At 39.6% G+C, this 26,882-nt stretch carries 23 protein-coding genes, 1 pseudogene and 1 other annotated feature; of the genes and pseudogenes, 4 read left to right on the forward strand and 20 right to left on the reverse strand.

The features are described from left to right. Window positions 1-609: 609 nt before the first annotated feature. A complete protein-coding gene (gene eno, locus HT699_RS06975; RefSeq protein WP_000022821.1) occupies window positions 610-1,914 on the reverse strand; it encodes a surface-displayed alpha-enolase in 1,305 nt (434 codons plus the stop codon). A 163-nt stretch (window positions 1,915-2,077) separates the two neighbouring features. Between eno and HT699_RS06980 the strand changes: the two genes are divergently transcribed. Further along, complete coding sequence (locus HT699_RS06980; RefSeq protein ID WP_049523739.1) at window positions 2,078-2,524, forward strand: DUF1694 domain-containing protein; 447 nt, start codon at window positions 2,078-2,080, stop codon at window positions 2,522-2,524. On the opposite strand, the gene HT699_RS06985 is transcribed toward HT699_RS06980, so the two are convergent. From HT699_RS06985 to HT699_RS07050, 14 genes are all read right to left on the reverse strand, one after another. Then, window positions 2,521-3,636, reverse strand: coding sequence for a glycerate kinase (locus HT699_RS06985; RefSeq protein WP_172934209.1), 1,116 nt, complete (start codon window positions 3,634-3,636; stop codon window positions 2,521-2,523). The two genes, HT699_RS06980 and HT699_RS06985, sit on opposite strands and share 4 nt — an antisense overlap. 9 nt (window positions 3,637-3,645) lie before the next feature. Next, on the reverse strand, window positions 3,646-4,290 hold the full coding sequence (serB, locus tag HT699_RS06990) for a phosphoserine phosphatase SerB (RefSeq protein WP_138701105.1): 645 nt from the start codon (window positions 4,288-4,290) through the stop codon (window positions 3,646-3,648). A gap of 58 nt (window positions 4,291-4,348) precedes the next feature. Beyond that, window positions 4,349-5,782: a glycogen synthase GlgA gene (glgA, locus tag HT699_RS06995; RefSeq protein ID WP_023940142.1), complete on the reverse strand. Its 1,434-nt coding sequence runs from the start codon at window positions 5,780-5,782 to the stop codon at window positions 4,349-4,351. Continuing rightward, window positions 5,779-6,918: a glucose-1-phosphate adenylyltransferase subunit GlgD gene (gene glgD, locus HT699_RS07000; RefSeq protein WP_000687036.1), complete on the reverse strand. Its 1,140-nt coding sequence runs from the start codon at window positions 6,916-6,918 to the stop codon at window positions 5,779-5,781. The genes glgA and glgD overlap by 4 nt, the downstream gene beginning before the upstream one ends. Further along, window positions 6,908-8,050, reverse strand: a complete 1,143-nt coding sequence (locus HT699_RS07005; protein ID WP_023940141.1) for a glucose-1-phosphate adenylyltransferase — start codon at window positions 8,048-8,050, stop codon at window positions 6,908-6,910. Before HT699_RS07005 ends, glgD begins: the two co-directional genes overlap by 11 nt. Then, window positions 8,040-9,968 (reverse strand): 1,4-alpha-glucan branching protein GlgB, encoded by a 1,929-nt coding sequence (gene glgB / locus HT699_RS07010; RefSeq protein ID WP_138701104.1) that lies wholly within the window; start codon window positions 9,966-9,968, stop codon window positions 8,040-8,042. Before glgB ends, HT699_RS07005 begins: the two co-directional genes overlap by 11 nt. 380 nt (window positions 9,969-10,348) lie before the next feature. Then, window positions 10,349-12,628 carry a type I pullulanase gene (gene pulA, locus HT699_RS07015; protein WP_138701103.1) on the reverse strand — a complete coding sequence of 760 codons (2,280 nt, stop codon included), beginning with the start codon at window positions 12,626-12,628 and terminating at the stop codon, window positions 10,349-10,351. Window positions 12,629-12,650: 22 nt separating this feature from the next. After that, a complete protein-coding gene (locus tag HT699_RS07020; protein WP_000134182.1) occupies window positions 12,651-13,610 on the reverse strand; it encodes a diacylglycerol kinase family lipid kinase in 960 nt (319 codons plus the stop codon). A 2-nt stretch (window positions 13,611-13,612) separates the two neighbouring features. Further along, window positions 13,613-15,571, reverse strand: coding sequence for an NAD-dependent DNA ligase LigA (gene ligA / locus HT699_RS07025; protein ID WP_138701102.1), 1,959 nt, complete (start codon window positions 15,569-15,571; stop codon window positions 13,613-13,615). A gap of 92 nt (window positions 15,572-15,663) precedes the next feature. After that, window positions 15,664-16,842: an MFS transporter gene (locus HT699_RS07030; protein ID WP_016399304.1), complete on the reverse strand. Its 1,179-nt coding sequence runs from the start codon at window positions 16,840-16,842 to the stop codon at window positions 15,664-15,666. A gap of 79 nt (window positions 16,843-16,921) precedes the next feature. Continuing rightward, window positions 16,922-17,785, reverse strand: coding sequence for an XRE/MutR family transcriptional regulator (locus HT699_RS07035; protein ID WP_016399303.1), 864 nt, complete (start codon window positions 17,783-17,785; stop codon window positions 16,922-16,924). A gap of 2 nt (window positions 17,786-17,787) precedes the next feature. Next, the gene (locus HT699_RS07040; protein ID WP_172934210.1) at window positions 17,788-19,689 is read right to left on the reverse strand and encodes an ABC-F family ATP-binding cassette domain-containing protein; all 1,902 of its coding nucleotides are present in this window, start codon (window positions 19,687-19,689) and stop codon (window positions 17,788-17,790) included. A 422-nt stretch (window positions 19,690-20,111) separates the two neighbouring features. Then, window positions 20,112-20,387: an HU family DNA-binding protein gene (locus HT699_RS07045; RefSeq protein WP_001284639.1), complete on the reverse strand. Its 276-nt coding sequence runs from the start codon at window positions 20,385-20,387 to the stop codon at window positions 20,112-20,114. Window positions 20,388-20,492: 105 nt separating this feature from the next. Continuing rightward, window positions 20,493-21,332 (reverse strand): DegV family protein, encoded by an 840-nt coding sequence (locus HT699_RS07050; RefSeq protein WP_000161383.1) that lies wholly within the window; start codon window positions 21,330-21,332, stop codon window positions 20,493-20,495. 141 nt (window positions 21,333-21,473) lie between these two features. Here HT699_RS07050 and HT699_RS07055 point away from each other — a divergent pair, with 141 nt between their 5' ends. Next, complete coding sequence (locus HT699_RS07055; RefSeq protein ID WP_000592055.1) at window positions 21,474-22,322, forward strand: YitT family protein; 849 nt, start codon at window positions 21,474-21,476, stop codon at window positions 22,320-22,322. Between the two features lie 92 nt (window positions 22,323-22,414). Here the strand turns inward: HT699_RS07055 and HT699_RS07060 are convergent, their stop codons facing one another. Continuing rightward, entirely contained in the window at window positions 22,415-23,332 is a 918-nt protein-coding gene (locus tag HT699_RS07060) for a bifunctional riboflavin kinase/FAD synthetase (RefSeq protein WP_023936826.1), read from the reverse strand. A 478-nt stretch (window positions 23,333-23,810) separates the two neighbouring features. On the opposite strand from HT699_RS07060, the pseudogene HT699_RS07065 reads away from it, so the two are divergent. Next, window positions 23,811-23,951 (forward strand): annotated as a pseudogene (locus HT699_RS07065) (TIGR03943 family protein); the annotation flags it as partial. Between the two features lie 138 nt (window positions 23,952-24,089). Here HT699_RS07065 and rpmA read toward each other — a convergent pair. The 4 genes from rpmA to HT699_RS07085 form a co-directional block, all read right to left on the reverse strand. Further along, window positions 24,090-24,383: a 50S ribosomal protein L27 gene (gene rpmA / locus HT699_RS07070; RefSeq protein ID WP_000916509.1), complete on the reverse strand. Its 294-nt coding sequence runs from the start codon at window positions 24,381-24,383 to the stop codon at window positions 24,090-24,092. 16 nt (window positions 24,384-24,399) lie between these two features. Then, window positions 24,400-24,744, reverse strand: a complete 345-nt coding sequence (locus tag HT699_RS07075) for a ribosomal-processing cysteine protease Prp (RefSeq protein ID WP_000613692.1) — start codon at window positions 24,742-24,744, stop codon at window positions 24,400-24,402. Between the two features lie 15 nt (window positions 24,745-24,759). Further along, a complete protein-coding gene (rplU, locus tag HT699_RS07080) occupies window positions 24,760-25,074 on the reverse strand; it encodes a 50S ribosomal protein L21 (protein ID WP_000109141.1) in 315 nt (104 codons plus the stop codon). A gap of 35 nt (window positions 25,075-25,109) precedes the next feature. After that, window positions 25,110-25,229 (reverse strand) — a sequence feature (ribosomal protein L21 leader region). 64 nt (window positions 25,230-25,293) lie between these two features. Next, window positions 25,294-25,992 carry a YoaK family protein gene (locus HT699_RS07085; protein WP_172934211.1) on the reverse strand — a complete coding sequence of 233 codons (699 nt, stop codon included), beginning with the start codon at window positions 25,990-25,992 and terminating at the stop codon, window positions 25,294-25,296. 402 nt (window positions 25,993-26,394) lie between these two features. Here HT699_RS07085 and HT699_RS07090 point away from each other — a divergent pair, with 402 nt between their 5' ends. After that, window positions 26,395-26,694 carry a YbaB/EbfC family nucleoid-associated protein gene (locus HT699_RS07090; RefSeq protein WP_000981524.1) on the forward strand — a complete coding sequence of 100 codons (300 nt, stop codon included), beginning with the start codon at window positions 26,395-26,397 and terminating at the stop codon, window positions 26,692-26,694. Window positions 26,695-26,882: the final 188 nt, after the last annotated feature.

Raw genomic sequence — 26,882 nt, forward strand, 5'->3', positions numbered from 1 at the left:
ACTACTATGGGTTCGGCTGACTTCTCATGATTCCTTGTTACTACGCTTTCAGCGCTCATGAGACCTCACGGGATAAGTCCTACATCTTTCCTCGTTTATACAAGATATGAGGACGTTAAAAGGTTAGAGTGAAAATAGGAAATCTGACGCAGAGTCTTTAGACTCTAGAAAGATTTATCTTTTTCACACAAACCTTAGTCCGAATTCAATTACTCTCGTGATTTACGCATATAGGTTACGACTACCTTTTTGGACTTTAGAGTTTCTGGCCCCCTTATCCGCTATATACGCCTTACTATCACCTTCCTGTTCGTAGAGCCACGATTTCGCTATCCCTTCCTCTGACGATTCTTATTTCCAGTGTCAGACTTAAAACGGTCTATCCCCAGACCGTTTTAATCCGCTACCTCACGATAGTCAGGCTTGGGAATCGCTATTGGGTTCACCGGTAGCAGGTGCCCACCTAGGACTTACACCTCAGATGCACGACATGCCCGTCGTACCAAAAATAGCCCTTCGGATAAAATCCGAGGGGCTAGAAACGTTGTTAAATCAACGGCCGAACTTTTGAATTTCAAGGTTCGGGATAAAATAGTTTACTGAACTACTTTATTTTTTCAAGTTGTAGAATGATTTCAATCCACGGTATTCTGCTACTTCACCAAGTTGGTCTTCGATGCGAAGCAATTGGTTGTATTTAGCGATACGGTCTGTACGTGAAAGTGAACCAGTCTTGATTTGTCCTGCGTTAGTTGCAACTGCGATGTCAGCGATTGTTGAATCTTCAGTTTCACCTGAACGGTGTGATACAACGGCAGTGTAACCAGCTTCTTTCGCCATTTCGATAGCGTCGAATGTTTCAGTAAGAGTACCGATTTGGTTAACTTTGATAAGGATTGAGTTAGCAGCACCTTCTGCAATACCTTTTTCAAGGTAAGAAGTGTTTGTTACGAAGAAGTCGTCACCAACCAATTGAACTTTACCACCAAGACGTTCAGTAAGAGCTTTCCAACCGTCCCAGTCATTTTCATCCATACCATCTTCGATGGTGATGATTGGGTATTTGTTTACCAATTCTTCAAGGTAGTCGATTTGTTCTGCAGCAGTACGTACAGCTGCTCCTTCACCTTCGAATTTAGTGTAGTCGTAAACTTTACGTTCTTTATCGTAAAATTCTGATGAAGCACAGTCAAATCCGATAAATACGTCTTTACCAGGAACATATCCAGCAGCTTCGATCGCAGCAAGAATAGTTTCAACTCCGTCTTCAGTTCCTTCGAAACGAGGAGCGAATCCACCTTCGTCACCTACGGCTGTTTCCAAACCACGAGATTTAAGGATTTTCTTAAGAGCATGGAAGATTTCAGCACCCCAACGAAGAGCTTCTTTGAATGATGGCGCACCAGCAGGTACGATCATGAATTCTTGGAAAGCGATTGGAGCGTCAGAGTGAGAACCACCGTTGATGATGTTCATCATTGGAGTTGGAAGAACTTTAGTGTTGAATCCACCAAGGTAGCTGTAAAGTGGGATTTCAAGGTAGTCAGCAGCAGCACGAGCTACAGCGATAGACACACCAAGGATTGCGTTTGCACCCAATTTACCTTTGTTAGGAGTACCGTCAAGTGCGATCATAGCACGGTCGATAGCTTGTTGATCACGTACATCGTAGCCGATGATAGCTTCAGCAATGATGTTGTTTACGTTGTCAACAGCTTTTTGTGTACCAAGACCACCGTAACGAGATTTGTCACCGTCGCGAAGTTCAACTGCTTCGTGTTCACCAGTAGAAGCTCCTGATGGAACCATACCACGTCCGAAAGCACCTGATTCAGTGTAAACTTCTACTTCAAGTGTTGGGTTACCGCGTGAGTCTAGGACTTCGCGAGCGTAAACATCAGTAATAATTGACATTTTTTACTCTCCTTATGAGTTAAATTTTTTACACCTCTATAATACCTTAAAACACCTCCTTTTTCAAGAAAAAACGTTATCTTTGTGCAAATTTTCCTTAACTTTATAAAGTAATCGCTTTCTTTTGTCTGTTTTATTCTAACTTTTATGATATACTGTTTTCATGACAGATTTATCAAAACAATTACTTGAAAAAGCTCATGGTGGAGCAAAATTAAATCCAGATGAGCAAAGACGCTATCTTGGCACTTTTGAGGAAAGAGTTCTTGGATATGCAGATATTGACACAGCAAATAGCCCTCAGTTAGAAAAAGGCTTTTTATCTATTTTAGAAAACCTTCAGGAAAAAGCAGAGCCTCTATTTGTGAAGATTTCACCAACTATCGAATTTGACAAACAAGTTTTCTACTTAAAAGAAGCTAAAGAAACTGATAGTCAAGCTACCATAGTATCTGAAGAGCATACTACTTCTCCCTTCGGTCTGATTATCCATAGCAATGCACCAGTACAAGTAGAAGAAAAGAACATTCGACTTGCTTTTGCAAAACTTTGGGAAGTTAAAAAGGAAGAACAATCCAAAACATCCTTATGGAAAAAATGGTTTGGCTAAATCTTGCGCATAGTTAATAAGTACCCGATATTGGCTGCCGTGCGCTCCAGATAGAGGCGGGCATTTTTCAAACTATCTTCTAAAGGTTCACTTTTCTCCAAAATAGAAAAGGCAGCTTGGATATTTTCAAATGGTAAGGGAGGTAAATCTTCAGCAAGACTACCACAAATAGCAATAACAGGAACTCCAACAGGGGTTCTTTTTGCTACACCAATAGGCGCTTTACCTGCTAAGCTTTGACGATCTAGCCTCCCTTCTCCTACAACAACCAAGTCAGCATCTGAAACTTTCTTATCAAAGTTGATTAAGTTCAAGCAGGTATCAATTCCAGACACGATATTTGCCTGAGCAAAGGCACACAAACCAGCAGCAAGACCTCCACCAGCTCCTGCTCCTTTAATTTGCAATGTTGCAGGGGAGACTTTTTTATAAAAATCTTGAATTGCCTGATCTAGGACTGGAAACATAGCAGGATCTAGGCCTTTTTGTTTGCCAAAAGTGTAGGTCGCACCTTGATAACCACATAAGGGACTCACGACATCTGCTAAAATACGAATTTGCACATCTTCAGGAATTTCATAGCGATTTTCTGTTGAGACAGAAGCTAAGTTTAGTAAGGATTGACCACAAGCGGGCAACTCATCTCCATCCCTATCATAAAATCGATAACCTAAACTCGCAGCGATCCCAATTCCTCCGTCATTACTGGCCGTGCCACCAACGCCAATATAGATATCTTTAATCCCTTGAGCAATGAGATAGCTAATCAACTCTCCAATACCACAAGTTTGGATTTGAAGTGGATCTCGTTTCTCTAGCGGAATCTTTCCAAGGCCAACTAAATCAGCAACTTCAAATAGTGCCAGTTTCCCTTTTTGAAAATAGCGCATGGCTTCTTTTTGGCCAAAAGTGCCTGTCACTTGGATCCATTTTTCTTCTAGGTCAAGAGAATGTCGGATAGCATCAACAGTACCTTCTCCCCCATCACCAACAGGGCAGAGGAGACATTCTACATCTGCTATCGATTGTTGGAAGCCTCTTTTAATAGATTCAGCTACCTCTTCAGCGCTCAAGCTTTCCTTAAACGAATCTGGTGCAATTACAATCTTCATATTTTCCCCTCATTCTAAAAAGTCAATCAAAGGAAGAACTTCTAAAAAATCTCTCTTGTCAACATGATGTTGTATTTCTTTTTTTAGTACTTCTTTGGCACAAAAGGCGATTCCAAGTCCCGCCGACTTCAACATCAATAAATCATTGGCCCCATCACCGATTGCAACTGTTCTTTCTCTAGGAAGTTTGAGTTCCTCTCTCCATTTCTCCAGAGTCTCTTTTTTGACCTCAGGACTTATAATTTGTCCAACTAATTTTCCTGTTAGAAAGCCACCTTTGACTTCAAGTTGGTTGGCAGAGAAATAGGCAATTCCAAGAGATTTTGCCAATCTTTCAACTATTGGTGTAAAGCCACCGGACACCAGACCAACTAGGATACCATTCTTTTGGAGAATGGAGATGAATTCCTGGGCATTTGGCGATAGATGAATAGTGTTGAAGACTTTATCAAAAACCGAAACAGGAAGACCTTCCAAGAAGGACACTCTTTTTCTTAAACTGCTTTCAAAGACCCACTCTCCTCGCATTGCCCGACTTGTAATCTGCGAAATTTCCTCCTCACGACCTACCTTTCTTCCCAACAAATCAATCACTTCTTCTAGGATTAAGGTTCCATCCACATCCATAACACACAAGCTTTTTACTTGAGACATCAGTTCTCCTCTCTAAACAGCCCAAAAATCGTATGAAGTCATCATACGATTTTATCTATTAATTAACTAAACTATGGTACAAGTCAAGGTATGACTTGCAGGCTGTATCCCATGAGAAATCACACTCCATAGCTTGTTTTTGTAGATTTCTCCAAACGTCAGGATGGTTTCTATACAAGTCCAATGCTGTTTGGAAAGTCCAATTTAACCAGTAAGGTGATAGATTGTCAAAGCTAAAACCAGTACCGCTTCCTTCGATTGGATTGAAAGCGCGGACAGTATCTCGCAAACCACCAACTTCATGAACCAATGGCAAGGTTCCGTAACGCATAGCCATCATTTGAGACAAGCCGCATGGTTCAAAACGACTTGGCATGAGGAAGAGGTCACAGGCAGCGTAGATTTCTTGAGCAAGTTTGACATCAAAAGTGATATTTGCTGATATCTTGTCTGGGTAAATCTGAGCAAACCATGAGAAAGCTCCTTCAAAGGCTGGATCTCCAGTTCCCAAAAGAACAATCTGAACATCATTTTGCAAGATATGGTGAAGACTTTCGATCACCACATCAAAACCTTTTTGACGTGTCAAACGAGAAACAATTCCCACTAGAGGAACGTCAGATCTAACTGGCAAGCCAACTCTCTCTTGTAATTTTGCCTTATTCTGGGCTTTTCCAGACAAATCTTCCTGATTAAAATGATAGTCTAAAAGAGCATCCGTCTGAGGATTATAAAGGTCAGCATCAATCCCATTCACGATACCAGATACTTTACCAGACTCCATTCTAAGAATCTGATCCAAGTTACATCCGAATTTACTGGTCATAATTTCCTGAGCATAACTAGGTGAGACGGTTGAAACACGATCCGCATAGAGAATACCTGCCTTCATCCAGTTCAGACAGTTGTTCCAGCGAAGGGTACCGTCAGCATAACGTTCAAAGCCAACTCCAAACAAGTCCCATAACATTCCTTCTGAAAATTGTCCTTGGAATTCCAAATTATGAATGGTTAAAACAGTTTTTATTCCTTGATAGGCTTGAATCCAACGGTATTTTTCCTTTAACAAGAAAGGAATCATGGCTGTATGGTAATCATGAACATGGAGAAGGTCAGGAATAAAGTCAATCCTTTCCATAGCCTCAATGGCAGCAAGTTGGAAAAAGGCAAAGCGCTCTCCGTCGTCAAAATCACCGTAAACATGACCACGGAAGAAATAATATTGGCTGTCAACAAAGTAGAAGGTTACACCATTTAATACTGTTTTCTTAATTCCACAATACTGTCTGCGCCAACCGACGCTCACCTCAAAATGAAGAACATCTTCAATCTGATTTCCAAATTTAGCCTCTACCATGTCATAGTAGGGTAAAATCACTGCAACTTCATGTCCCGCTTTTACAAGTGATTTAGGAAGAGCGCCAATGACGTCTCCCAAACCACCTGTTTTTGAAAAGGGTGCACCCTCTGCTGCTACAAATAAAATTTTCATGAATGAATATCCTCTGTTACTTTGCTACCTTTCTTAACGACAACTGGATGTTCTGCAGTTCCTCGAATCACAACACCAGGCTCAACTTCAACACCCTTGTCCAAGATAGCATATTCTACCTGAGCTCCTTCTCCAATCACAACACGAGGGAAGAGTAGGCTATCTTTAACCAGGCTATCCTTATGGATATGAATATTACGTGATAGAACAGAATTAGCCACTTGACCTTCAATGATACTACCAGACGCAAACTGAGAAGTACTTACCTTAGATGTATTAGCATAGTAAGTTGGTTCTTCGTTCTTAACCTTTGTATAAATCTTTTGGTTTGGTGAGAAGAGAGAATAGAATTTCTGTGATTCAAGCATATCTTTATTAGCTTGGTAATAAGACTCTACAGAGTGAATATTGGCTAGGTAGCCTGTGTACTCGTAGGCGAAAGCTCCCTCTTTTGCAGCCAAATCACGTAAAACATAACGCAATTTCTCTGGATGTTCTTTTTTAGCTTCTTCTTCCAAGCGTTCAATCAACCACGGTGTATCAACGACAAAGATATCTGTAGACATATTGAACGTTTCAGCTGTTGACTTGCTATCAAAGAGTTTATGAGAAAGAACATGGTCTGTTTCATCCACTTCTAAGATTGCATTTACTTCTGAAATATCTTTCTTAGCTAGTTTTTTATAAACTACAGTGATAGGCCCTTTTGTTGTACTATGTAGATGGAAAACTTGGTTCAAATCAATGTTAATCAAGACATCGCAGTTGAGGGCAACCGTTTGGTTTGATCCAGAGCGTTTTAAATAAGTAAGAAGCTGTTGGTAGTATTCTTTTCCTACTGTGCTACTCTCCACACGAGTATTGTAAATACCTAGATAATAGTGACTGAGAAGGGTTGATAAGCCCCACTCGCGTCCTGAACGAATATGGTCAAAGACTGAGCTGATATTATCCTGCTGGAAAATACCAAAGACACTACGAACACCTGCATTAGCAAGGCTTGAAAGTGGGAAGTCAATCAAACGATATTTCCCACCAAATGGCAAACTTGCTACTGGACGGTGGTCTGTCAATGTCGACATATCGTGAAAACCAACTGTGTTTCCTAAAATGGCAGAATATTTATCAATCTTCATCTGTTGCTACCCCCACTACTTCATTATATCCTACAACTTGTACTTCATCTGTTCCATCAATTTCGACACCGTCAGAAATAATCGCACCTTCACCAATAATGGCACGTTTAATCTTAGCTCCTTGACCAATGATAGCTCCACTCATGATAACTGAATCAACAACTTCCGCTCCTTCGCGAACTTGCGCGCCTGTTGAAAGGATAGAATGTTTAACAGTTCCATCAACGAAACATCCGTCTACAACTAATGAGTCTTCCACATCAGCATTTGCTCCGAGGAAGTTTGGTGGTGAAATCAAGTTTCTTGAGTAAATCTTCCATTGACGGTTACGACTATCCAAGGCATTTTCTGGAGAAATATACTCCATGTTCGCTTCCCAAAGTGACTCAATAGTACCGACGTCTTTCCAGTAACCGCTAAATTCGTAAGCATAAACACTTTCACCTGACTCAAGGTAATTTGGAATGACATTTTTACCAAAGTCTGACATATCGACATTGCTCTTTTCAGCAGCGACTAACATATTGCGGAGACGCTGCCAATCAAAGATGTAAATACCCATAGAAGCTTTTGTAGATTTAGGTTGAGCTGGTTTTTCTTCAAATTCTACAATACGATTGTTAGCATCTGTGTTCATGATACCAAAACGGCTAGCTTCTTTCAGAGGAACATCAAGAACTGCTACTGTCAAACTAGCATTATTATCCTTATGAGACTGGAGCATAGCATCGTAGTCCATCTTATAGATATGGTCACCCGAAAGAATCAAAACATACTCAGGGTTGACACTGTCGATATAATCAATGTTTTGGTAAATAGCGTGGCTAGTCCCCTCAAACCAACGATTTCCTTCACTTGCAGAATATGGTTGAAGGATAGAGACACCAGAATTAATCCCATCTAGACCCCAACTTGAACCATTCCCGATATGGTTGTTGAGAGCAAGTGGTTGATACTGGGTGATGACTCCAACATTGTGAATACCTGAGTTGGCACAGTTTGAAAGAGCAAAGTCAATGATACGGTAGCGCCCACCAAATTGCACAGCTGGTTTTGCGATGCTTTGAGTGAGTTTACCGAGACGAGTTCCTTGCCCACCAGCAAGAATCAAAGCTAACATTTCATTCTTCATTTTCTACTCCTTTTTGGTTTTTACTTGTGACAGTTTTATCAGATTTCAAGCGGCGTTTGATTTTCCAAACACTTGCTCCCATAGCCGGTAGGGTAAAGGTCAAGGTCTGCTCATAATCTTTCCATAGTCCTTCTTGCGTTTGAACAGTTTGATTATGTTCTTTCCAAACGCCTCCCCACTCTTCTAACTCAGTATTCCAGACTTCTTCATAAATCCCTGCAACAGGCAGACCGATTGTAAAATCTTTTCGTTCAACAGGTGCCATATTAAAGACGCAGACTAGCATGTCGCCCTTCTTACCCTTACGGATGAAGGAAAGAACACTCTGGTCTCGATTATCCGCATCAATGATTTCAATACCATCATAGCTGGTATCGATTTCCCACAGACAGCGATGATCTTTGTAAAACTGGTTTAGCTGAGAAGTGAAATACTTCATCTTAGCATTCATAGGGTCTTCTAGATTAGACCATTCCAACTGCTCTTCAGATCTCCATTCTAGGAATTGGCCGTATTCACTACCCATGAAGAGCAATTTCTTACCAGGGTGACAAATTTGGTACGTATAGAGATTGCGCAAGCCTGCGAATTGATTATAGCGATCTCCCCACATCTTGTGCATCATACTCTTCTTGCCATGAACAACTTCATCGTGTGAGAATGGTAGGAGATAATTCTCCTTGAAGACATACATAAAGCTGAAAGTCACTAGGTTAAAGTCGTATGTACGATAAATCGGATCTTCTTCATAGAAACGGAGAATATCATTCATCCAGCCCATATTCCATTTGTAGTCAAAGCCAAGACCATCTGAATCCTTTGTATCAGTAATCTGAGTAGCTGATGAACTTTCCTCAGCTATCATCATCACATCTGGATGAGCTAGTTTAATGACATCATTCAAGCGTTGAAGGAAATAATATCCTTCATAGTTGAGATTACCGCCATCTTTATTCGGTGTCCATGGGGCATCATCGTAATCTAGATAGAGCATGTTGCTAACCGCATCCACGCGAATACCGTCCAAATGGTAAAAGTCAATCCAAAACTTAATGCTAGAAATCAAGAAGGACTGGACTTCATTCTTCCCAAGGTCGAAATTGAGTGCTCCCCAACCATAGTTATGAGCCTTATTATGGTCCTGATACTCAAAAGTCGGTGTCCCATCGTAATAGGCTAAGGCATCATCATTAATAGTGAAGTGACCAGGTACCCAGTCCACAATAATCCCAATATTGTTTAAGTGACATTCCTCAACAAAATCTTGAAACTCTTCAGGACGACCATAGGCATGCTCTAAAGCAAAGTAACCCATAAGCTGATAGCCCCAACTCAAACCTAGTGGATGGGATATCAAGGGCATAAACTCAATATGAGTATAGTTCATTTCAACGAGATAAGGAATGAGTTCATCCTTGAGCTGGGCAAAACTATAGGGACTACCGTCTGGATTTCTTTTCCATGATCCAGCGTGAACTTCATAGATATTGACAGGACGTTCAGCAAAGCCCCAACGTTTTCTTCGTGCCAGCCAAAGTCCATCCTTCCATTTCTTTTCTGGAAGCTCTGTTACGATTGCCCCTGTTCCTGGACGCGCCTCATATCTGACAGCAAAAGGGTCAATCTTCATCAGTTGATGACCATTTTGACGTGTGACATGATATTTGTAAATATGCCCTTCTTGAGCCATGTTGGTAAAGACTTCCCAGACCCCAAAGTCATTTCTTACCATTGGAATCTGACCCTCAATCCAGTTGGTAAAATCCCCCACCAAGTGGACAGCCTGAGCATTGGGAGCCCATACACGAAATGTATAACCATACTCTCCATTTAGCTCTTCCCTATGTGCTCCTAGATAATGCTGAAGGTGAAAATTTTCTCCTGTCATAAAGGTGCGCAAAGCTTCTCTTTTATCCATATACTCCCTTTCTGCTGTAAGCGTTTTCTGTGTTTTTATTATACTACTTTTTTAGAGAAGATTCAAGTAAATTACTATACTTCTTTAAAATTATTTTGAAAATCTACAAAAAGTTCACTTTCTCGTTCAATTGTAAAGCAATATTTTTTCAAAAAAATGTGAAAACACCTTTCTTTTCTCTACTATAATACCAAAAAGTTCGTATTTTTCTATGATTATTATTGTTTTATAGCAAAAAAATAAAACCAGGAAAACAATTTCCTGATTTTACACGTTTGATGAAAATATTTATCAAATTTTCTATACAAGTGAGTTATCAACTAAGTTCTTTCTATTCGTTCACTTCCAATGATGTGTTAGAATAGCGAGATAGATGGTCTTTATAAAACACTCAAGACAGCTAGACTAATATCATCTAACACATTATCTTCTTTTGAACGACTATTAGTTACCAACATAGCTAAATTTCCTGCATTTTCAAATTGATAGGGTTCTGATTTAGCATTCACAACCACCAAGAGGTGTTCTTTCCCATGAACTTCATAGATAAGGCAGCCGCTATGTTCAATCGCAGAATGCACAAAGACATGATGGTAAATTTCATCATAGCTAGAGTAAGAAAAGGCACCAGTTTTTGTCTTCAATCGGATGACTTGACGGATAAACTCAATACTGTCTTGACGCTCATTGATCAAATCCCAGTTGACTTGGTTCACACTGTCAGGAGCATTATAGCTATTCATCGCACGCTCTCTATCATCATGGGTCAACTCACCATTCTCACCAGTCGCAACCAGTTTGGTACGACCAAATTCTTGACCGATTTCCATAAAGGCCATCCCTTGCATGAGTAGGTTCATAGCTGTGGCTGTCTCGACCTTGCGCATGATTTGTTCTGAACTTTGGTTTGGATGAAGGGTTGCCAATAAATCGTGAAGATTGTAATTGTCATGGGCTTCCACATAGTTAAGCACCTGATTTGGATGTGTATAGGTTCCTAATTCACGACTTCCTAGGATTGCTTTGGCTAGAATTGGCTCTGTCGCAGCACCGCTGACAAAACCTGACTTGATAGCACCGTAAACTTCTCCACCTTTGACAGCATCACGCTGATTGTCATTAAAGAAACCAATATTTGGCATTTCGTAGGCGTTGTCTTTCTTAGCCTTATCATAAGGTGCAAGACCTGTTCCCATGTCCCAACCTTCTCCATAGAGGATAATGTTAGGGTCGATTTCATCTAAGCTTTGACGAATCATCTGCATAGTCTTGACATCATGAATCCCCATTAAGTCAAAACGGAAGCCGTCAATATTGTATTCCTGAACCCAGTATAGAAGAGAATCAATCATATACTTGCGGAACATTTCGTGTTCACTGGCTGTTTCATTTCCAACGCCTGTTCCATTCTGGAAGGTACCGTCTGGATTCATACGATAATAGTAATCAGGGACAGTTGTTTGGAAAGGTGCATCAACAACTGAGAAGGTATGGTTATAGACCACATCCATAATAACACCAATACTCGCATCGTGGTAAGCTTGAACCATGGTCTTCAAATCACGAATAACCTGAGCTGGGTCGTCTGGATTAGTTGAAAAACTAGTTTCTGGCGCGTTATAGTTTTGTGGGTCATAACCCCAGTTGTAGGTTACATTCCCATCCTCATCGTATTCTTTGTGACGGTCTGCAATTGGTTGCAACTGAACATAATTGTAGCCCAGCTTCTTGATGTAATCAAAAGCAGTTGCTTGGCCGTACTGGTTAACTGTTCCAGTCTGTGCAGCACCTAAGAAAGTTCCTCGAAGATGTTCATCCACACCTGAGGTCGGTGATTTGGTCAAATCACGAATGTGCATTTCACAAATAACTGCCTTACATGGATTTGCCAAGCGCCAAGTAGCCTCTGAACAGTGCTTGACCTCGAAGTTTGCAACTTGCTTTTCTTCATGGCTCAGGATAGCTGAACGTTTGCCATCAGGACTGGTCGCGATGGTATAGGGATCGCGTGTCACTGTTTGGTGGTGAGGGAATTGGACTTGATACTGATAAGCCTTACCAGTCAAATCTTCCTCAACATCCAAACTCCAGACACCGATTGTATTGTCCTTGTGATTATAAGAGTAGCTATTGCCTCTCTCCATCTCAAAGGTCTTCCAAACAGGAGCATCATTAGCAGCTGATTCATAAACGACAACCTGCACTTCTGTCGCTGTTGGAGCCCAGAGAGCAAAACGAGCCTGATTGTCCTCTACACGGCAACCCAATTCCCCTTGGTAGCCCCAGTGGTGGTCGAAACTAGCGCTATTGATAGCCTTGTCAAAAGCAAAAGGATTTTGATTTTTATAGAAAGGACTTGCAATTGCAGGATTTTCAGAATAATAAATTCTATCATCGCCTTCCAAAATCCAGACCTCTGTTAAGAGGGGATAGTGATTAAAACGGATAGCATATTCTTTACTAGTTTGGCCTGTGTGAACCACAAAATTCAAGCTTTCTAAGGGATGAGCACTTGGGTGTTCAAAGCTAAATAAGGCTCCAAAATAATCTTCTTGGTAAGTTAGTAAATCAATTCGTTGATCCTTACTCTTTACAAAAGAGCAAGTGTCGTATTCACCATTCTTGCGATGGTAATGAATGCGCATAGGGTAGTTATACATTTTTATTTTTCCTTTTTACTTTTTAATTCGTTTCTATTTCACTAATAAATTCTTGACTAATCTCGTCTCGATTGACAAAAAATTCGATGTGATGATGGCAGACTTGAAGTTCAACTGGGGTATCTCCTCCATATTCCCCATCTAGGTTCAGCATAAATGGTTCTTGGTCATCTAAAACTTCTAAACGTAGTTTGCTAGTTTTAAGGTATTCGATATTGACGTCTGAGACATGCTGACCACCATTAATGGCCTGTATCAATAAGCCCAACATATCAAATAGCTTGTCTGTCTTGACCAAAATCAGAGTAAAATTACCATCGTCTAACTTGGTATCAGGCGCTAACTGCTCAAACCCTCCAATGGAATTGGTCAAGGCAACAAAAATCAAGGACACCTCTCCTTCAAAGACCCCCTGATCGTGTGTGATTCTCACTGGACGAACCTTGGTCTTAGGAAACATTTCAATGCCTTTAGCAACATAGGCAAAATAACCAAGACGCGTCTTGACTTCACTTGGAACACTGTAAGTCAATTCGGTTAAGGTTCCAGCAGCGGCAATATTAATAAAATATTTGTCGCCAAAAGCTCGTCCAATATCCATATGAATGGTCTCATTTTTAGCAATAATCTGAGCAGCCGCAACAGGATCACCCATTGGAATTTTTAGGGCACGCGCATAATCATTAGTCGTACCTGTTGGGATGATAGCAAGCCGAGGTCTCTTATCGAGCGAGGCAACCCCATTGACTACCTCATTAATTGTTCCATCACCACCTGCAGCAATAATCAAATCAAAACCAGCTTTGGCTGCTCTCTCAGCTTCTTTTTGTGCCGAAAGAGGTTCTGGAGTCGTTTGAAAGGCACTGGTTTCATAGCCAATATTTTCCAAAACATCCAGCACTTCTGCTATATTTTTCTTGATAATTTCCTGCCCTGAGGTTGGGTTATAAATTAAACGCGCACGTTTTCTTTCTTCTGTCATTGTTACAAACTTTCTAGCCAAGCTTCATCTCGAACTTCGATAGCAAGTTCTTGCGCCTTTTGAAGTTTACTTCCAGCATCTGCTCCTGCCACGACGAGGTCGGTCTTTTTAGACACACTGCCTGTCACTTTGGCCCCCAGACTTTCGAGTTTACTTTTAGCTTCTGAGCGCTTGAGCCGTTCCAATTTTCCAGTCAATACCACTGTCAAACCTGACAAGGCTGCATCCGCTACTACAGTTTGACCTTTATAATCCAGATTGACCCCAGCTTCTTTCAATTCTCTGAGGAGAATTTCAGAGCCTTCTGTCGCAAAATAAGTCTGGAGACTCTTGGCAATCACACCACCCAGACTCTCAATACTAGCCACTTCCTCTGGATCTGCCTGAACCAGATTTTCAATTGAGTGGAAATGTTGAAGTAAAAGCTGACTGGCCTTGTTTCCGACATGGCGAATTCCCAAACCAAATAAGAGCTTCTCGGCAGAATTTTCCTTAGATGCTTGGATAGCCTGATACAGTTTAGCAGCGGACTTTTCCTTGATCCCCTCTAAAAGGAGGAAATCTTCTTCTTGCAAACGATAAATATCCGCCACATCCTTGACTAAATTAGCAGCAAAGAGTTTCTCAACAATAGATGGACCAAGGCCTGTAATATTCATAGCATCACGAGAAGCAAAGTGAATCAAGCCTTCCATGATTTGAGCAGGGCAACGCGGATTGATACAACGCAGGGCCACTTCATCTTCAAAGTGCAGCAAGTCAGAGTTACAACTTGGACAGTTTGTAGGGATATCCAGTTTCTCTTCAGAAACCCGTTTGGACTCTACTACACGTAAAACGGCAGGGATAATATCTCCAGCCTTATAAACGATAACCGTATCATCTTTTCGGATATCTTTTTCAGCAATATAATCCACATTGTGCAGAGTCGCACGGCTAACAGTTGTACCAGCTAGTTGTACTGGTGTTAGATTCGCAGTTGGGGTTACAACACCCGTACGGCCAACTGTCCAATCAACTGATAAGAGTTGAGCTTCTTTTTCTTCAGCTGGGAACTTGTAGGCTACTGCCCACTTTGGAGCTTTAACGGTAAAGCCAAGTTCTTCTTGGCCTGCTAGGTCGTTGACCTTGATTACCACTCCATCAATATCGTAAGGCAGATTTTCTCGTTCTTGTCCAACTTCTTGGATAAAATTCCAGATTTCATCCATGCTTTCAGCCAGAATTCGCTTAGGATTAACCACAAAACCTAGTTGTTCTAGGTGCTTCAAAACCTTTTCTTGACTATCACGAGTTGACGGGCTGGCTTCTTGATAGAGGAAGGTAGCAAGATTGCGCTTGGCAACTACTGCTGTATCCAACTGACGCAGAGTTCCTGCTGCCGCATTACGAGGATTAGCAAATTCAGGCTCTCCATTTTCTTGGCGCGCTTGGTTAACTTGGTCAAAGGAAGCGCGTGGCATGTAACATTCCCCACGAACTGTGATATCTAGTTCTTCTGGCAAAGTCAAAGGAATGTCCTTAACACGTTTGAGATTTTCTGTGATATTTTCTCCAATAGAACCGTCTCCACGTGTTGCACCAACAACTAAAATCCCCTTTTCATAAGTCAGCGAGATAGATAAGCCATCGATTTTCAGCTCACAAATATAGGTCGGATAAGCCACTTCCTTACGAACACGCGCATCAAAAGCTTCAAGCTCCTCACGTGAAAAAGCATCCTGCAAACTATAAAGAGGATACTGATGACTGTATTTTTCAAAACCATCTAAAACCTTGCCACCAACACGATGAGTCGGACTGTCTGCTAGCACTTGCTCTGGATAAGCAGTTTCTAACTCGACCAACTTACGGTAAAGGCGGTCATACTCACTGTCTGAAACCGAGGGATTATCGCTGGTATAGTACTCAGTCGCATAGCGATTGAGCAAAGCGACTAACTCATTCATTCTTTTATTCATAAGACCATTTTACCATAAAACAAACCCTCCTCACAAACGAGAAGGGCGGAAAAAACACTTAGTTTGAAATTATTTTTGAAACTCAAGCAACCTTATATCAATTTTTCAAAATGAGTTCGAACATAAATAAACGATATACAAGACAAGATGATAACACCACTTCCAATTATCAGGAAAGAAGAGAGATGTACACTTGGCAAGACTGTCATAAATCCTTTTGCAATAGGCATAAATAGAATAGCTAAGGTAAAAATTGTACTCAGTACTCTCCCAAGAAATTCGCTCTCAACCTTGGTTTGTACTTGAGTAAAAAAGTGAATATTAAAAATCGTCATAAACAATTCACAAACTAAATTTCCAGAAAAGGAAAGAAAAGTTGGAAGTGGTAATCCCATCATAAAAACTCCGACACCTGTCAAAGCCAGTAAAATCAAAAGATTATAAACATTAGCTTTAATTTTACTAGCTAGAAGAGCCCCAATGATGGAACCAATAGCCCCCATAGTTAAAATACTTGCATAGGCTCCTTCTGACCCGTAAAGCTGATTCGAAAAGGGAAGTAGAAATTCAAAAGCTGCAAAAAAGAAATTAACGCTGGAAGCTACCAGCAAAAGGAAGAAAATTTCTTGCTGATGCCAGATATAGTGTAACCCATCCTTGATATCTACAAAAATATCTCTCCCAGTAAAAGCCTTTTTCTCTTGAACTTTTGCTTCCTCTTTTGGAAGGAAAGCCACTAGAACAAAAGCAATGAAAAAAGTCAGCGAGTCTAGCAGTAGCGTCATATGGAGACTTGCAAACTGTAAAACAAGGAAGGAAAGAACAGGAGAGCTGACACCTACAACCTGCAAAACCAGCTCTAGGCGAGAATTATAGATCACAATCTCATCTTTCTCCACCACTTCAGTTATGATAGCTTTATTGGCTGTGCGAGAAAAGGCAAAAGCAATAGCCTGCACAATGTTAGCAACAATCAAAGCGCCAATCATCCAGCTATCATTCCTTATGAAAGAAATAGCCAGACAAAGAATCCCACAAACAAGATCTGCCGTCATTAAAATCTTACGACGAGAAAAACGGTCTGAAATAACTCCGCCAAAGGGATTGACGAGAATAGATGTGACGAGCTCAGAAATCTGATACATTCCTAAAACTGTCTGTCCTATAGTCCCCATAGAAGCCAACCAGACACTATTTCCATAATCATAGAGCATATTTCCCATTTTATTGATAGCCCCACGGCTAATCAACTGCACTGCATAGCGATTCATATTAAAGCTCCTCTCAAATTTTGAAACTATTGTATCAAAACCGAAAGGAGCTTTTTATTTTTTCCCTTATTTGGGAAAATTAACTTTTGACAAATTTTTCGTAGTGTTCCTGATAATAGGCTACTTGCTCCGGAAGACCTAACACATCAAAAATATGCATGGCCTCTTGCATCTGCTTACAGCCTTCTTTACACTGTCCTTTTTGATATAAGGCAAAACCTTTTAAATAATGGAAAACATTACGCTCATAAAGCTTAATACCTTTGTCAATAATCTTCTCTGTATAAGCCTCAAAATAGTTGGCATTATAAAAAGAAGAATGCTCTAAACAATGCTGGTAACAATTGAGGGCCAAAATCAACACTAATCTCTTATGGCGACTAATCTCTTGGTAAAATTCCTCCCTCTCCATAACTTCTCTACCAATCCGAGTGACATAGTCTACATCGTAGAAACTATAGAGGTTACCGAAAAGAATCAACTCATACATGGTCCATTCTTCTGTTTTGAAGAGATAATCTGCTACCTTATCCAAATCATCCTGCTTCATATCATAACTCGCATCTCTTTGACAAATCAGACCTTGTAGCAAAATCCAGTTCAGCTCAAAATAAAGGGGAGTCGTCGAACTCTTAGACTTTTCAAGTTGTTCTCTTTGAAGCTTTTGAAAACCTGCAATATCGTTTGAATAGTAAAGTGGGATAATCTGTGCCATCATAGACACATGTTCATGATTATAAAAATTCCTTGCCTTATCCATGAAATTTTCGATTGTTACATGAATATTATCCAAAATCTCAAAGAAACGGGAGACTGCCAGGTCAGACTCCCCAAGCTCAAAGCGAGATAACTGAGAGGTAGAGCAGGATTCGCCTGCTGCTTCCTTTAAAGAATAATTTCCACTTGTTCGAAATTCACGAAATACTTTTCCAAGATGTTCCATTTTTACACCTGCTCTGATAATTCTTCCCACTCAAGCATAGCTTCTTCCTGACGATGGCTGATTTTGTCCAGCTCAGCCTGTAATTCCATGAGTTTGTCGGCATCGTTTGTTTCCAACATTTGTTCAGAAATGGCTTGACTTTGACTTTCTAGCTCTTCAATTTCAGCTTCTAGACTTTCGATTTGTCGCATGAGTTTGCGAACTTCTTTTTGACTTTCTTTCTGGGCCTGATAGTCATTGACTGGACTTGCTTCCTTTGCTTGATTGCTAGTTGAAGCTTCCTCAGTCTGACTCATTTCTACTGTTGCTTTCTTTTCAACATAGTAGTCGTAATCTCCAAGGTAGAGAGTTGAACCATTCTCAGACAATTCCAAAACATGAGTTGCCACACGATTGATAAAGTAACGATCATGACTGACAAAAAGCAAGGTACCATCAAAGTCAATCAAGGCATTTTCTAGCACTTCCTTACTATCAATATCCAAGTGGTTGGTCGGCTCATCCAGAATCAAAAAGTTATTGTTTTCCATAGACAATTTAGCTAAAAGCAAACGAGCTTTTTCGCCACCAGATAGCATGCCGACTGATTTTTTAACATCATCTCCTGAGAAAAGGAAGGCTCCAAGACGGTTGCGGATTTCAACTTCTGGTGTCAGTTTGAAATCATTCCAGAGTTCATCCAGCACCGTATTACTTGGTGTCAGCTTGCTTTGGGTTTGGTCATAGTAACCAACCTCAACATTAGCGCCAAAGCGCTTTTCTCCCTTGATAAAAGGAATCTGGTCCACAATAGACTTGATAAAGGTTGACTTGCCGATACCATTTGGACCAACGATAGCGACAGCATTCATCTTACGAAGATCTAGGTTGATAGGTTGTGACAAGACTTCCCCGTCATAACCAATAGCAGTATCTTCAACAGTCAAAACAACATTGCCCGACGTTTTTTCAGACTGGAAGGTCATGTTGGCTGCTTTCTTACCAGCTTCAGGCTTGTCCAAACGCTCCATTTTTTCTAGTTGTTTACGGCGAGATTGAGCACGTTTAGTCGTTGAAGCACGAACTAGATTGCGATTGACAAAGTCTTCCAGAGCAGCGATTTCCTTCTGTTGCTTTTCATAGTTTTTTGCCTCAGTAACTAGCTTTTGCTCCTTCAATTCGACAAAACGAGAGTAATTCCCCACATAGCGATCCAAGGAATGCTTGGTCAAATCTAGCGTAATTGTCGCAACCTTGTCCAAGAAATAACGGTCGTGGCTGACGATAATGAGGGCACCGCTATAGTTTACCAAGTAATTCTCTAGCCAGGCGATGGTTTCAATATCCAAGTGGTTAGTTGGCTCGTCCAAGACCAAGAGATTGGGCTTTTCAAGGAGCATTTTGGCAAGTGCCAAACGAGTATTTTGACCACCAGAAAGCTCAGCAATTTTCATCTGCCACATAGACTCGTCAAACTTGAATCCATTTAAAATCGCTCGAATATCAGCTTCATAGGTAAAGCCGCCTGCTTGGCGAAAATTCTCAGATAAGCGATCGTAATCTGACATCAGTTTATCCAAATCCTCACCAGACTTTTCACCCATCTCCAGCTCCATCTGACGAAGTTGTTTCTCAGTCCGACGCAAGTCATCAAAGACATGAAGCATCTCATCGTAGATGGTATTTTCAGACTCAAAACGGCTATCTTGGGCTAGGTAAGACAGAGAAATATCTTTTTTCTTATTGATTTCTCCACTAGTTGGCTCCTCTTCTCCAACCAAAATCTTCAAAAGAGTAGACTTACCTGCTCCATTTTTCCCAACAAGAGCAATCCGGTCTCGTTCATCAACCTGCAGGTTAATATTATCGAAAAGAACCTCTCCTGCAAAAGAACGTTCAATTTTATTAGCTTGTAAAATAATCATACAAACAGTATAGCATGTTTCCCTAAGGCATTCAAGATAATCGTAAGTATTTTAGCGAAGAATTTGTAACATAAAATAAATTATGTAAAATTTGTATTGGATTCCTTCACTATCTTGTTGGATTTTCTAACAAGATAATCTTGCTTCAAATAGTTATCGCACAATTCTATTATTTAATTCTTTTCCATTATATACGTACGTATAGCAGATTGAAATAAGATGAGAACAAATCGATTGAGGAAGTAAAATTAATTTCTATAAATGTTTTAGAAATTGTTTCGTACTATTTTAGATTTACCTACTATATATACAATATTTTCGGAGCATTCAACTTTTTAACTCTATTTATTACTAGATTTCATAATTAAAAAGCCTGTCACACAAGCTCAAATACTTGATATGACAGGCTTTTTGAATGCCAATTATTTAACAGCGTCTTTAAGAGCTTTACCAGCTTTGAATGCTGGAACTTTAGAAGCTGCAATTGTCATTTCTTTACCAGTTTGTGGGTTGCGACCTTTACGTTCTGCACGCTCACGAACTTCAAAGTTACCAAAACCGATCAATTGAACTTTTTCACCAGCTGCAAGATAGTCAGCTACTGCTGCAAATACAGCTTCAACTGCTGCTGCTGAGTCTTTCTTAGTCAATTCTGTAGCTTCTGCTACTTTAGCGATCAAATCTTGTTTGTTTGCCATGTTAACGATTCCTCCAAATAATTTCTAATTAACAAATATAATCATATCCTAAAATCCCTTTTAGGTCAAGTTAAAAACGCTATTTCTTCCCATTTTATTTATTTTTTAGGAATGGTAACGTACCAAAATAGCCCACGCATTCTCACCCGTGTGAGTTTGAATAATGGAACCTGTTTCTAAAACAGAAATTGGCTTTTCAACATAAGCTTGTAAGCTTTCTTTCATCTCTTTTGCCCAATCAGCACTACCAGAATATGAAATTCCAATCTCTGCTACAGAACGTTCAGAGAGAGATGTTGTCAACTCATCTAACCATTTTTTAAAGGTTTTAGTTCCACGACCTTTAACCATTGGCTGCAATTCATGGTCTTTCATTTGCATGACAACACGGATATTGAGAAGGGAGCTCAACAATCCAGTTACACGGCCAATTCGTCCACCTTTGACAAGATTTTCCAAAGTTGAAACGCCAATATAAAGTTCTGTGTTGTTTTTAACCTCTTCTACATGAGATAAAATTGTCTCCATGTCTTTGCCTTCTTGTGCTAATTTAGCAGCTTCGACAACTTGGAATTTCAAGGCTTGGTCAGTGAAGGAACTATCGATAACTGTCACATCGGCAGTAGATAAACTAGCACCTTGGCGCGCTGCTTCTACAGTCCCCGAAAGAGCATGGGACATATGAATAGCAAGAATCTGGCTACCATCCTTGCATAGGTTTTCAAACACTTCAGCAAAGACACCTACAGGCGGCTGGCTTGTTTTCGGAAGATTCTTAGCTTCTTGCATCAAGTGAAGAAATTTACCTTCTTCTTTCAAATCAGCATCAGAATAAACAACATTATCAATCATTACAGATAATGGAACAATTGTAATATCTAATTGCTTTACTAGTTCAGGTTCAATAGTAACAGATGAATCGGTTACAATCTTAATTTTTGTCATAGTATCAATCTTTCTATTTTAGGATTCAGATTGGTTTCCTTGCTTCTAATTATATCAAAAAAAAGATTAAAAATCCTAATGGAGTCAATCAAATTTTCTGTAAAATTTGATATAATCAACTTATAAGAAAAGAGGTGTCCTATGATTAAAAAAATTTACCCCATTTTTACCATTTTACTAGGTGCTGCTATTTATGCTTTTGGACTGACTTATTTTGTAGTTCCCCATCATCTCTTTGAAGGAGGGGCGACAGGCATTACCCTCATCACCTTTTATCTTTTTAAAATCCCTGTTTCCCTCATGAACCTGCTGATTAATATTCCCCTTTTCATCCTAGCTTGGAAGATTTTTGGAGCCAAATCCCTCTATTCTAGTTTACTAGGAACCTTAGCTTTGTCCGCCTGGTTAGCTTTTTTTGAGCATATTCCCCTTCATATTGATCTTCAAGGTGATTTACTAATCACAGCCCTTATAGCGGGAATCCTATTAGGAATTGGCCTTGGAATTATTTTTAATGCTGGAGGTACAACTGGCGGAACTGATATTCTAGCTCGTATTCTCAACAAATACACTCATATATCCATAGGAAAACTGCTCTTTATCTTAGATTTTTGTATTCTCATGTTGATTCTCCTAATCTTCAAGGATTTGAGATTGGTTTCCTACACGCTTTTGTTTGATTTTATTGTTTCTCGTGTTATTGATTTGATTGGTGAAGGAGGATATGCCGGCAAAGGCTTTATGATTATCACAAAACGTCCTGACCAACTTGCTAAGGCAATTAATGATGACCTCGGAAGAGGTGTTACTTTTATTTCTGGTCACGGCTACTATAGTAAAGAAAATTTGAAAATCATCTACTGTATTGTCGGTAGAAATGAGATTGTGAAAATGAAAGAAATGATTCATCGAATCGATCCTCAAGCCTTTATAACCATTACAGAAGCCCATGAAATCCTAGGAGAAGGATTCACCTTTGAAAAAGAATAAAAAGAGGTAGTGTAGTGATCTCAAAAGTTAGACTAAATCATCTATCTTTTGGGTTACAGACAACCTCTTTTTTGTTTTATTTACTCAAGCTCTTAAGACCAATTCCGAGTTACTTCTTCATCAGTCTTTAACTGATCCACTAATTGGTCAACTGAGTCAAATTTGGTCATATCTCGAATGCGATCAAGCCAATAAACCATGACGGTTTCCCCATAAATATCTTGATTAAAATCAAAAATATTGACTTCAAAACGTGCTTCTTCTCCATCAAAGGTCACATTTTTCCCGACACTAGCCATAGCACGATACTTCTGTCTTTGAATCTCAACATCAACGACATAAACGCCATCTGCTGGCATATAAGTACGGTCTAAAAGCACTAAATTCGCTGTCGGATAACCAATTGTACGACCACGAGCATTACCATGAACCACCATACCTCTTGATGGAAGCGGTGCCCCCAAAAGTTTTCCTGCTTCTTTCACATTTCCATCTAAAATAGCTTGACGGATACGAGTTGAACTAATCTTTCCTTTCTCATCTTCTACAGGTGGAACAATGATAACTTCTCCATCAAAGTAATCCTTTAAATCTTCTGCTGTTTTTTTGTCAGAACCAAATGTATAATCAAAACCTGCAACAATAATTTTGGCATTCATAGCCTTGATATAAGTTGCAAAAAATTCTTCTGCCGTGAGACTAGCGAATTGACTACTAAAATCAAGGAGATATAATTCTTCTACACCTTCGCGCTTTAATTTTCTTTCACGTTCAGCAGGGTTCAAAATATGCAAAAACAAATCTGGATGATAAGGCTCTAAAGCGATCTTTGGAGATTCATTAAAGGTCATAACGACGATAGGCAATAAATCCTTTCTCGCAGCTTTGTTGGCAACACGAAATAATTCTTGATGCCCCTTATGTATGCCATCAAAATAGCCGAGAACAACGACTGAATCAGATGGTGTGCCAATATCTTTTTGGTTTTTTATAGGAATAGTAATAATCATAAAATAATTATATCATAGCGATAGCTATTTCTGGAACAGAAAATCTGAAATGTCGTTTTTTTCACCTGAAGTGTAGCTGTTTTCAAAAAGCACTTCACTCTATCGTTGCTTAACTATGAACTTTGCAATATTCTTCTCAAAAACTTGTAGGACATCTTCAAAAGTTTGAAAGGAGTGATTAGACTTGTTCGGTAACCATAAAGTGTCATACTATGCTTATGTATGAAAAAGCAATGCAACTAACTCCTGAGAACTTTAAATTACTAATTGGTGCCGAAAAGGTAGAATTTAGAATCGAGGTACACCTATGGCTGTAAAATTTACAAAATGAGACAACTTGGGCAAGATGTTTGAAGAATTTCCTAAACTCCCTGATTTGAAGCAAGTCACTTTCCCTGATGACAAAGAAAAAGCCAAAGCAGCAAAGAAAAACTAGATGACTGCTTTCCAACAACTCCCATCTAATGTGCTTCAGACTGGGTTATTTTTCTCTCCATCTGTTATCTTGGATTCTCGCTAAAGAATATCTTTTTCCTTATCAGAAGGAACGGCTCAAGCCATTCAGACAAGTGAAGGGATGACAAGCCAATATTTGAAACCAGATACCAGTTCTTATTTCATTTTACTATATTAAAAAGTATGGGTACCAAACAAAAAACAGGCTCTCCGAAAACTCGGAAAGCCTTATTTAATGCTACTTCTAGCTTCCTCGCCTTTACAGTTCAAGGCTCGGGATAAAAAGGTTCACTGAACCTTTTTATTTAGCGATTGGGTAAACAGAAACTTGTTTTTTATCGCGTCCTTTACGTTCAAAGCGTACTACGCCTTCAACTTTAGCGAACAAAGTATCGTCTCCGCCACGACCAACGTTTACACCTGGATAGATGTGTGTACCACGTTGACGGTAAAGGATTGATCCACCTGTTACAGTTTGTCCGTCAGCTGCTTTAGCTCCAAGACGTTTTGCTTGTGAATCACGTCCGTTTGATGTAGAACCTCCACCTTTTTTGTGGGCGAAAAGTTGCAAGTTGTTAAGAGTCATTTTTAACATAATGTTTTCCTCCGTGTTAGTTTTCTGTGATAACTCTGGTTTGGACGAACTCAGACGAGTTCTCCGATAAGTTTGCCATACCTAAGAAAAATGATTCAAAGAATAACTGGGTCATTTCTCTCTGGTGTGAAGGAAGATCTTTTGGAATTTCAACCATCAGATAACCACCTTCATCTTCGTTTAATTCTAGGATTGGTTCATAGCCTGCAAATTTCTCAATAGAATTGATAAAGTTAATGGCAAGCGTAGAAACCGATGCACACACGACATCTAAGCCGCATTCGCCACTCTCGGCGTGTCCAGTAATTTCCGCATTCCTCAGCTCGCCATCTTCGGCTCTCTCAAAGACTGCTTGTATCATGTGTTCTCCTTAAAATTAAGCGTTGATTGCGTTGATGACAACTTTAGTATATGGTTGACGGTGACCTTGTTTACGGTGGCTACCTTTTTTAGGTTTGTACTTGTAAGTAACCACTTTCTTTTGTTTTCCTTGTTTTTCAACAGTTCCAACCACAGTAGCTCCAGCAACAAGTGGAGTTCCGACAACAGTGTTTTCACCACCAACAAGAACAACTTCGTTAAAAGTAACTTCTTGACCAGCTTCAACGTTCAATTTTTCAACGTAAACTGCTTGACCAACTTCAACTTTAACTTGTTTTCCGCCAGTTTTGATAATTGCGTATGTGCTCATTATGCACCTCCTATGATTTTTATGGGTTTCCCCGACTTTTTGTGAAGACTCGCCTAGCATCGTGGGACGAACCACTTAAAAGAAGAGCTCTATGTAGAACAAAGTTTAAATTTGTTCTACGACGAGCAACGATGTTCGTGCGGTTGCACAGGATTGTGCATAGTCAACTCTCTAAGTATAGCATATCTCCTATTTTCTTACAAGTAATAACACCTAAAATCAAGCTTTTTCTTTTACTTTTTTCCGCCACGAGGCAAAAAGCATGCTGATATAAAAAATGCTCATCATAATAGGAATACCAAGAATGGTCTTTTCCTGATAGAAAATCGTCAAATAGGCTGAAAAGACAACGCCAAGGATAAAACTACTAAGCAGGCTAACAAATATGAACCCTTCACGCAAAAAAGGAGTGTGCTTAGTTCGGAAATAATTTCCAAAAGCTAGCATTGTTCGTTTGATATTCCCTGTCATAAAGGCATTATTATAAGCAATACCCGAAACCTCACCAAAGGCAGTTGTCACCAGTCCCATACAGAAGGCCAAGGGCGGCACTAGATAGATATTATCTACAGTTTGTGGCACAAAAGCAATAATTATTGATAAGATTACCAAAGGAATCAGTGACAGAATTGGCTTTTTCACAATTCTCAATTTTTCCCTATAAATGGTTAGTAAAAAAACTCCCAGCATAAACGCTATTAAGGTTAAAAGCTTATCCCTAACATCCGAAACATTATTCTGTATTAGCTCTACCGAAAGAAAGACAACATTTCCAGTTTGTCCAGCTACAAGGGTATTCCCGCGAACAATAAAAGTGTAAGCATCCACATATCCAGCACAAAACGTCAAAAAAAGTGCTAACCTTTTAGACTGACGTGATATTTTTCTTATAGGTAATAACCTCATTTTCCCTCCCATTGTATTTTCTCTTAGAAATATTGTACCATTTTCTTTCTAAAAAATCGTAGGCTACCATTTAGATTTTACTATTAGCATAAAAATAATAATAGACAACTATTTATCCGAAAATAGATAGAGGTACCATGTTTGTAGACAAAGCATACAAACCTTTAGTAAAATCATTTCCATGAAACTAGAATAGAGCCCCTCTTAACAAAAATAATTATTTTAATTTATTTCTAATCACTCCTTGACATAAATAACTCTCACCAATAAAAGACTATGTCTTAAAAAAATGGTATAATAAAATCAATACTTGGGCTTGATGGCTATGCTACTAATAACAATTAGGAGAGAAAATCAGGCACTTGTTAACAACAAGGATTATCCCCTTGAGATGAAAGGAACTTTAGAAATCTTATGATGAACATGCAAAACATGATGCGTCAAGCACAAAAACTTCAAAAACAAATGGAACAAAGCCAGGCCGAACTTGCTGCCATGCAATTTGTTGGCAAATCTGCTCAAGACCTTGTCCAAGCGACCTTAACTGGAGATAAGAAAGTTGTCAGCATTGATTTCAATCCAGCTATCGTTGACCCAGAGGACCTTGAAACTCTTTCTGATATGACCGTTCAAGCCATCAACTCTGCTCTTGAACAAATCGATGAAACTACCAAGAAAAAACTGGGTGCTTTCGCTGGGAAATTGCCATTCTAAAAACAAGGACCTAGAGCAATACTTGTCGATAACAAAGGCTAAGAAAGGTGCAAAAATTATAAAAAACGCATAATAGCAAATGAACTGCACCCCAAAAGTTAGACAGAAGAAATCTAACTTTTGGGGTGTTTTTATTATGAAATTAACTTATGATGATAAAGTTCAGATTTATGAACTTAGAAAACAAG

This window comes from Streptococcus sp. 1055, assembly GCF_013276815.1.
Classification (GTDB): domain Bacteria; phylum Bacillota; class Bacilli; order Lactobacillales; family Streptococcaceae; genus Streptococcus; species Streptococcus pseudopneumoniae.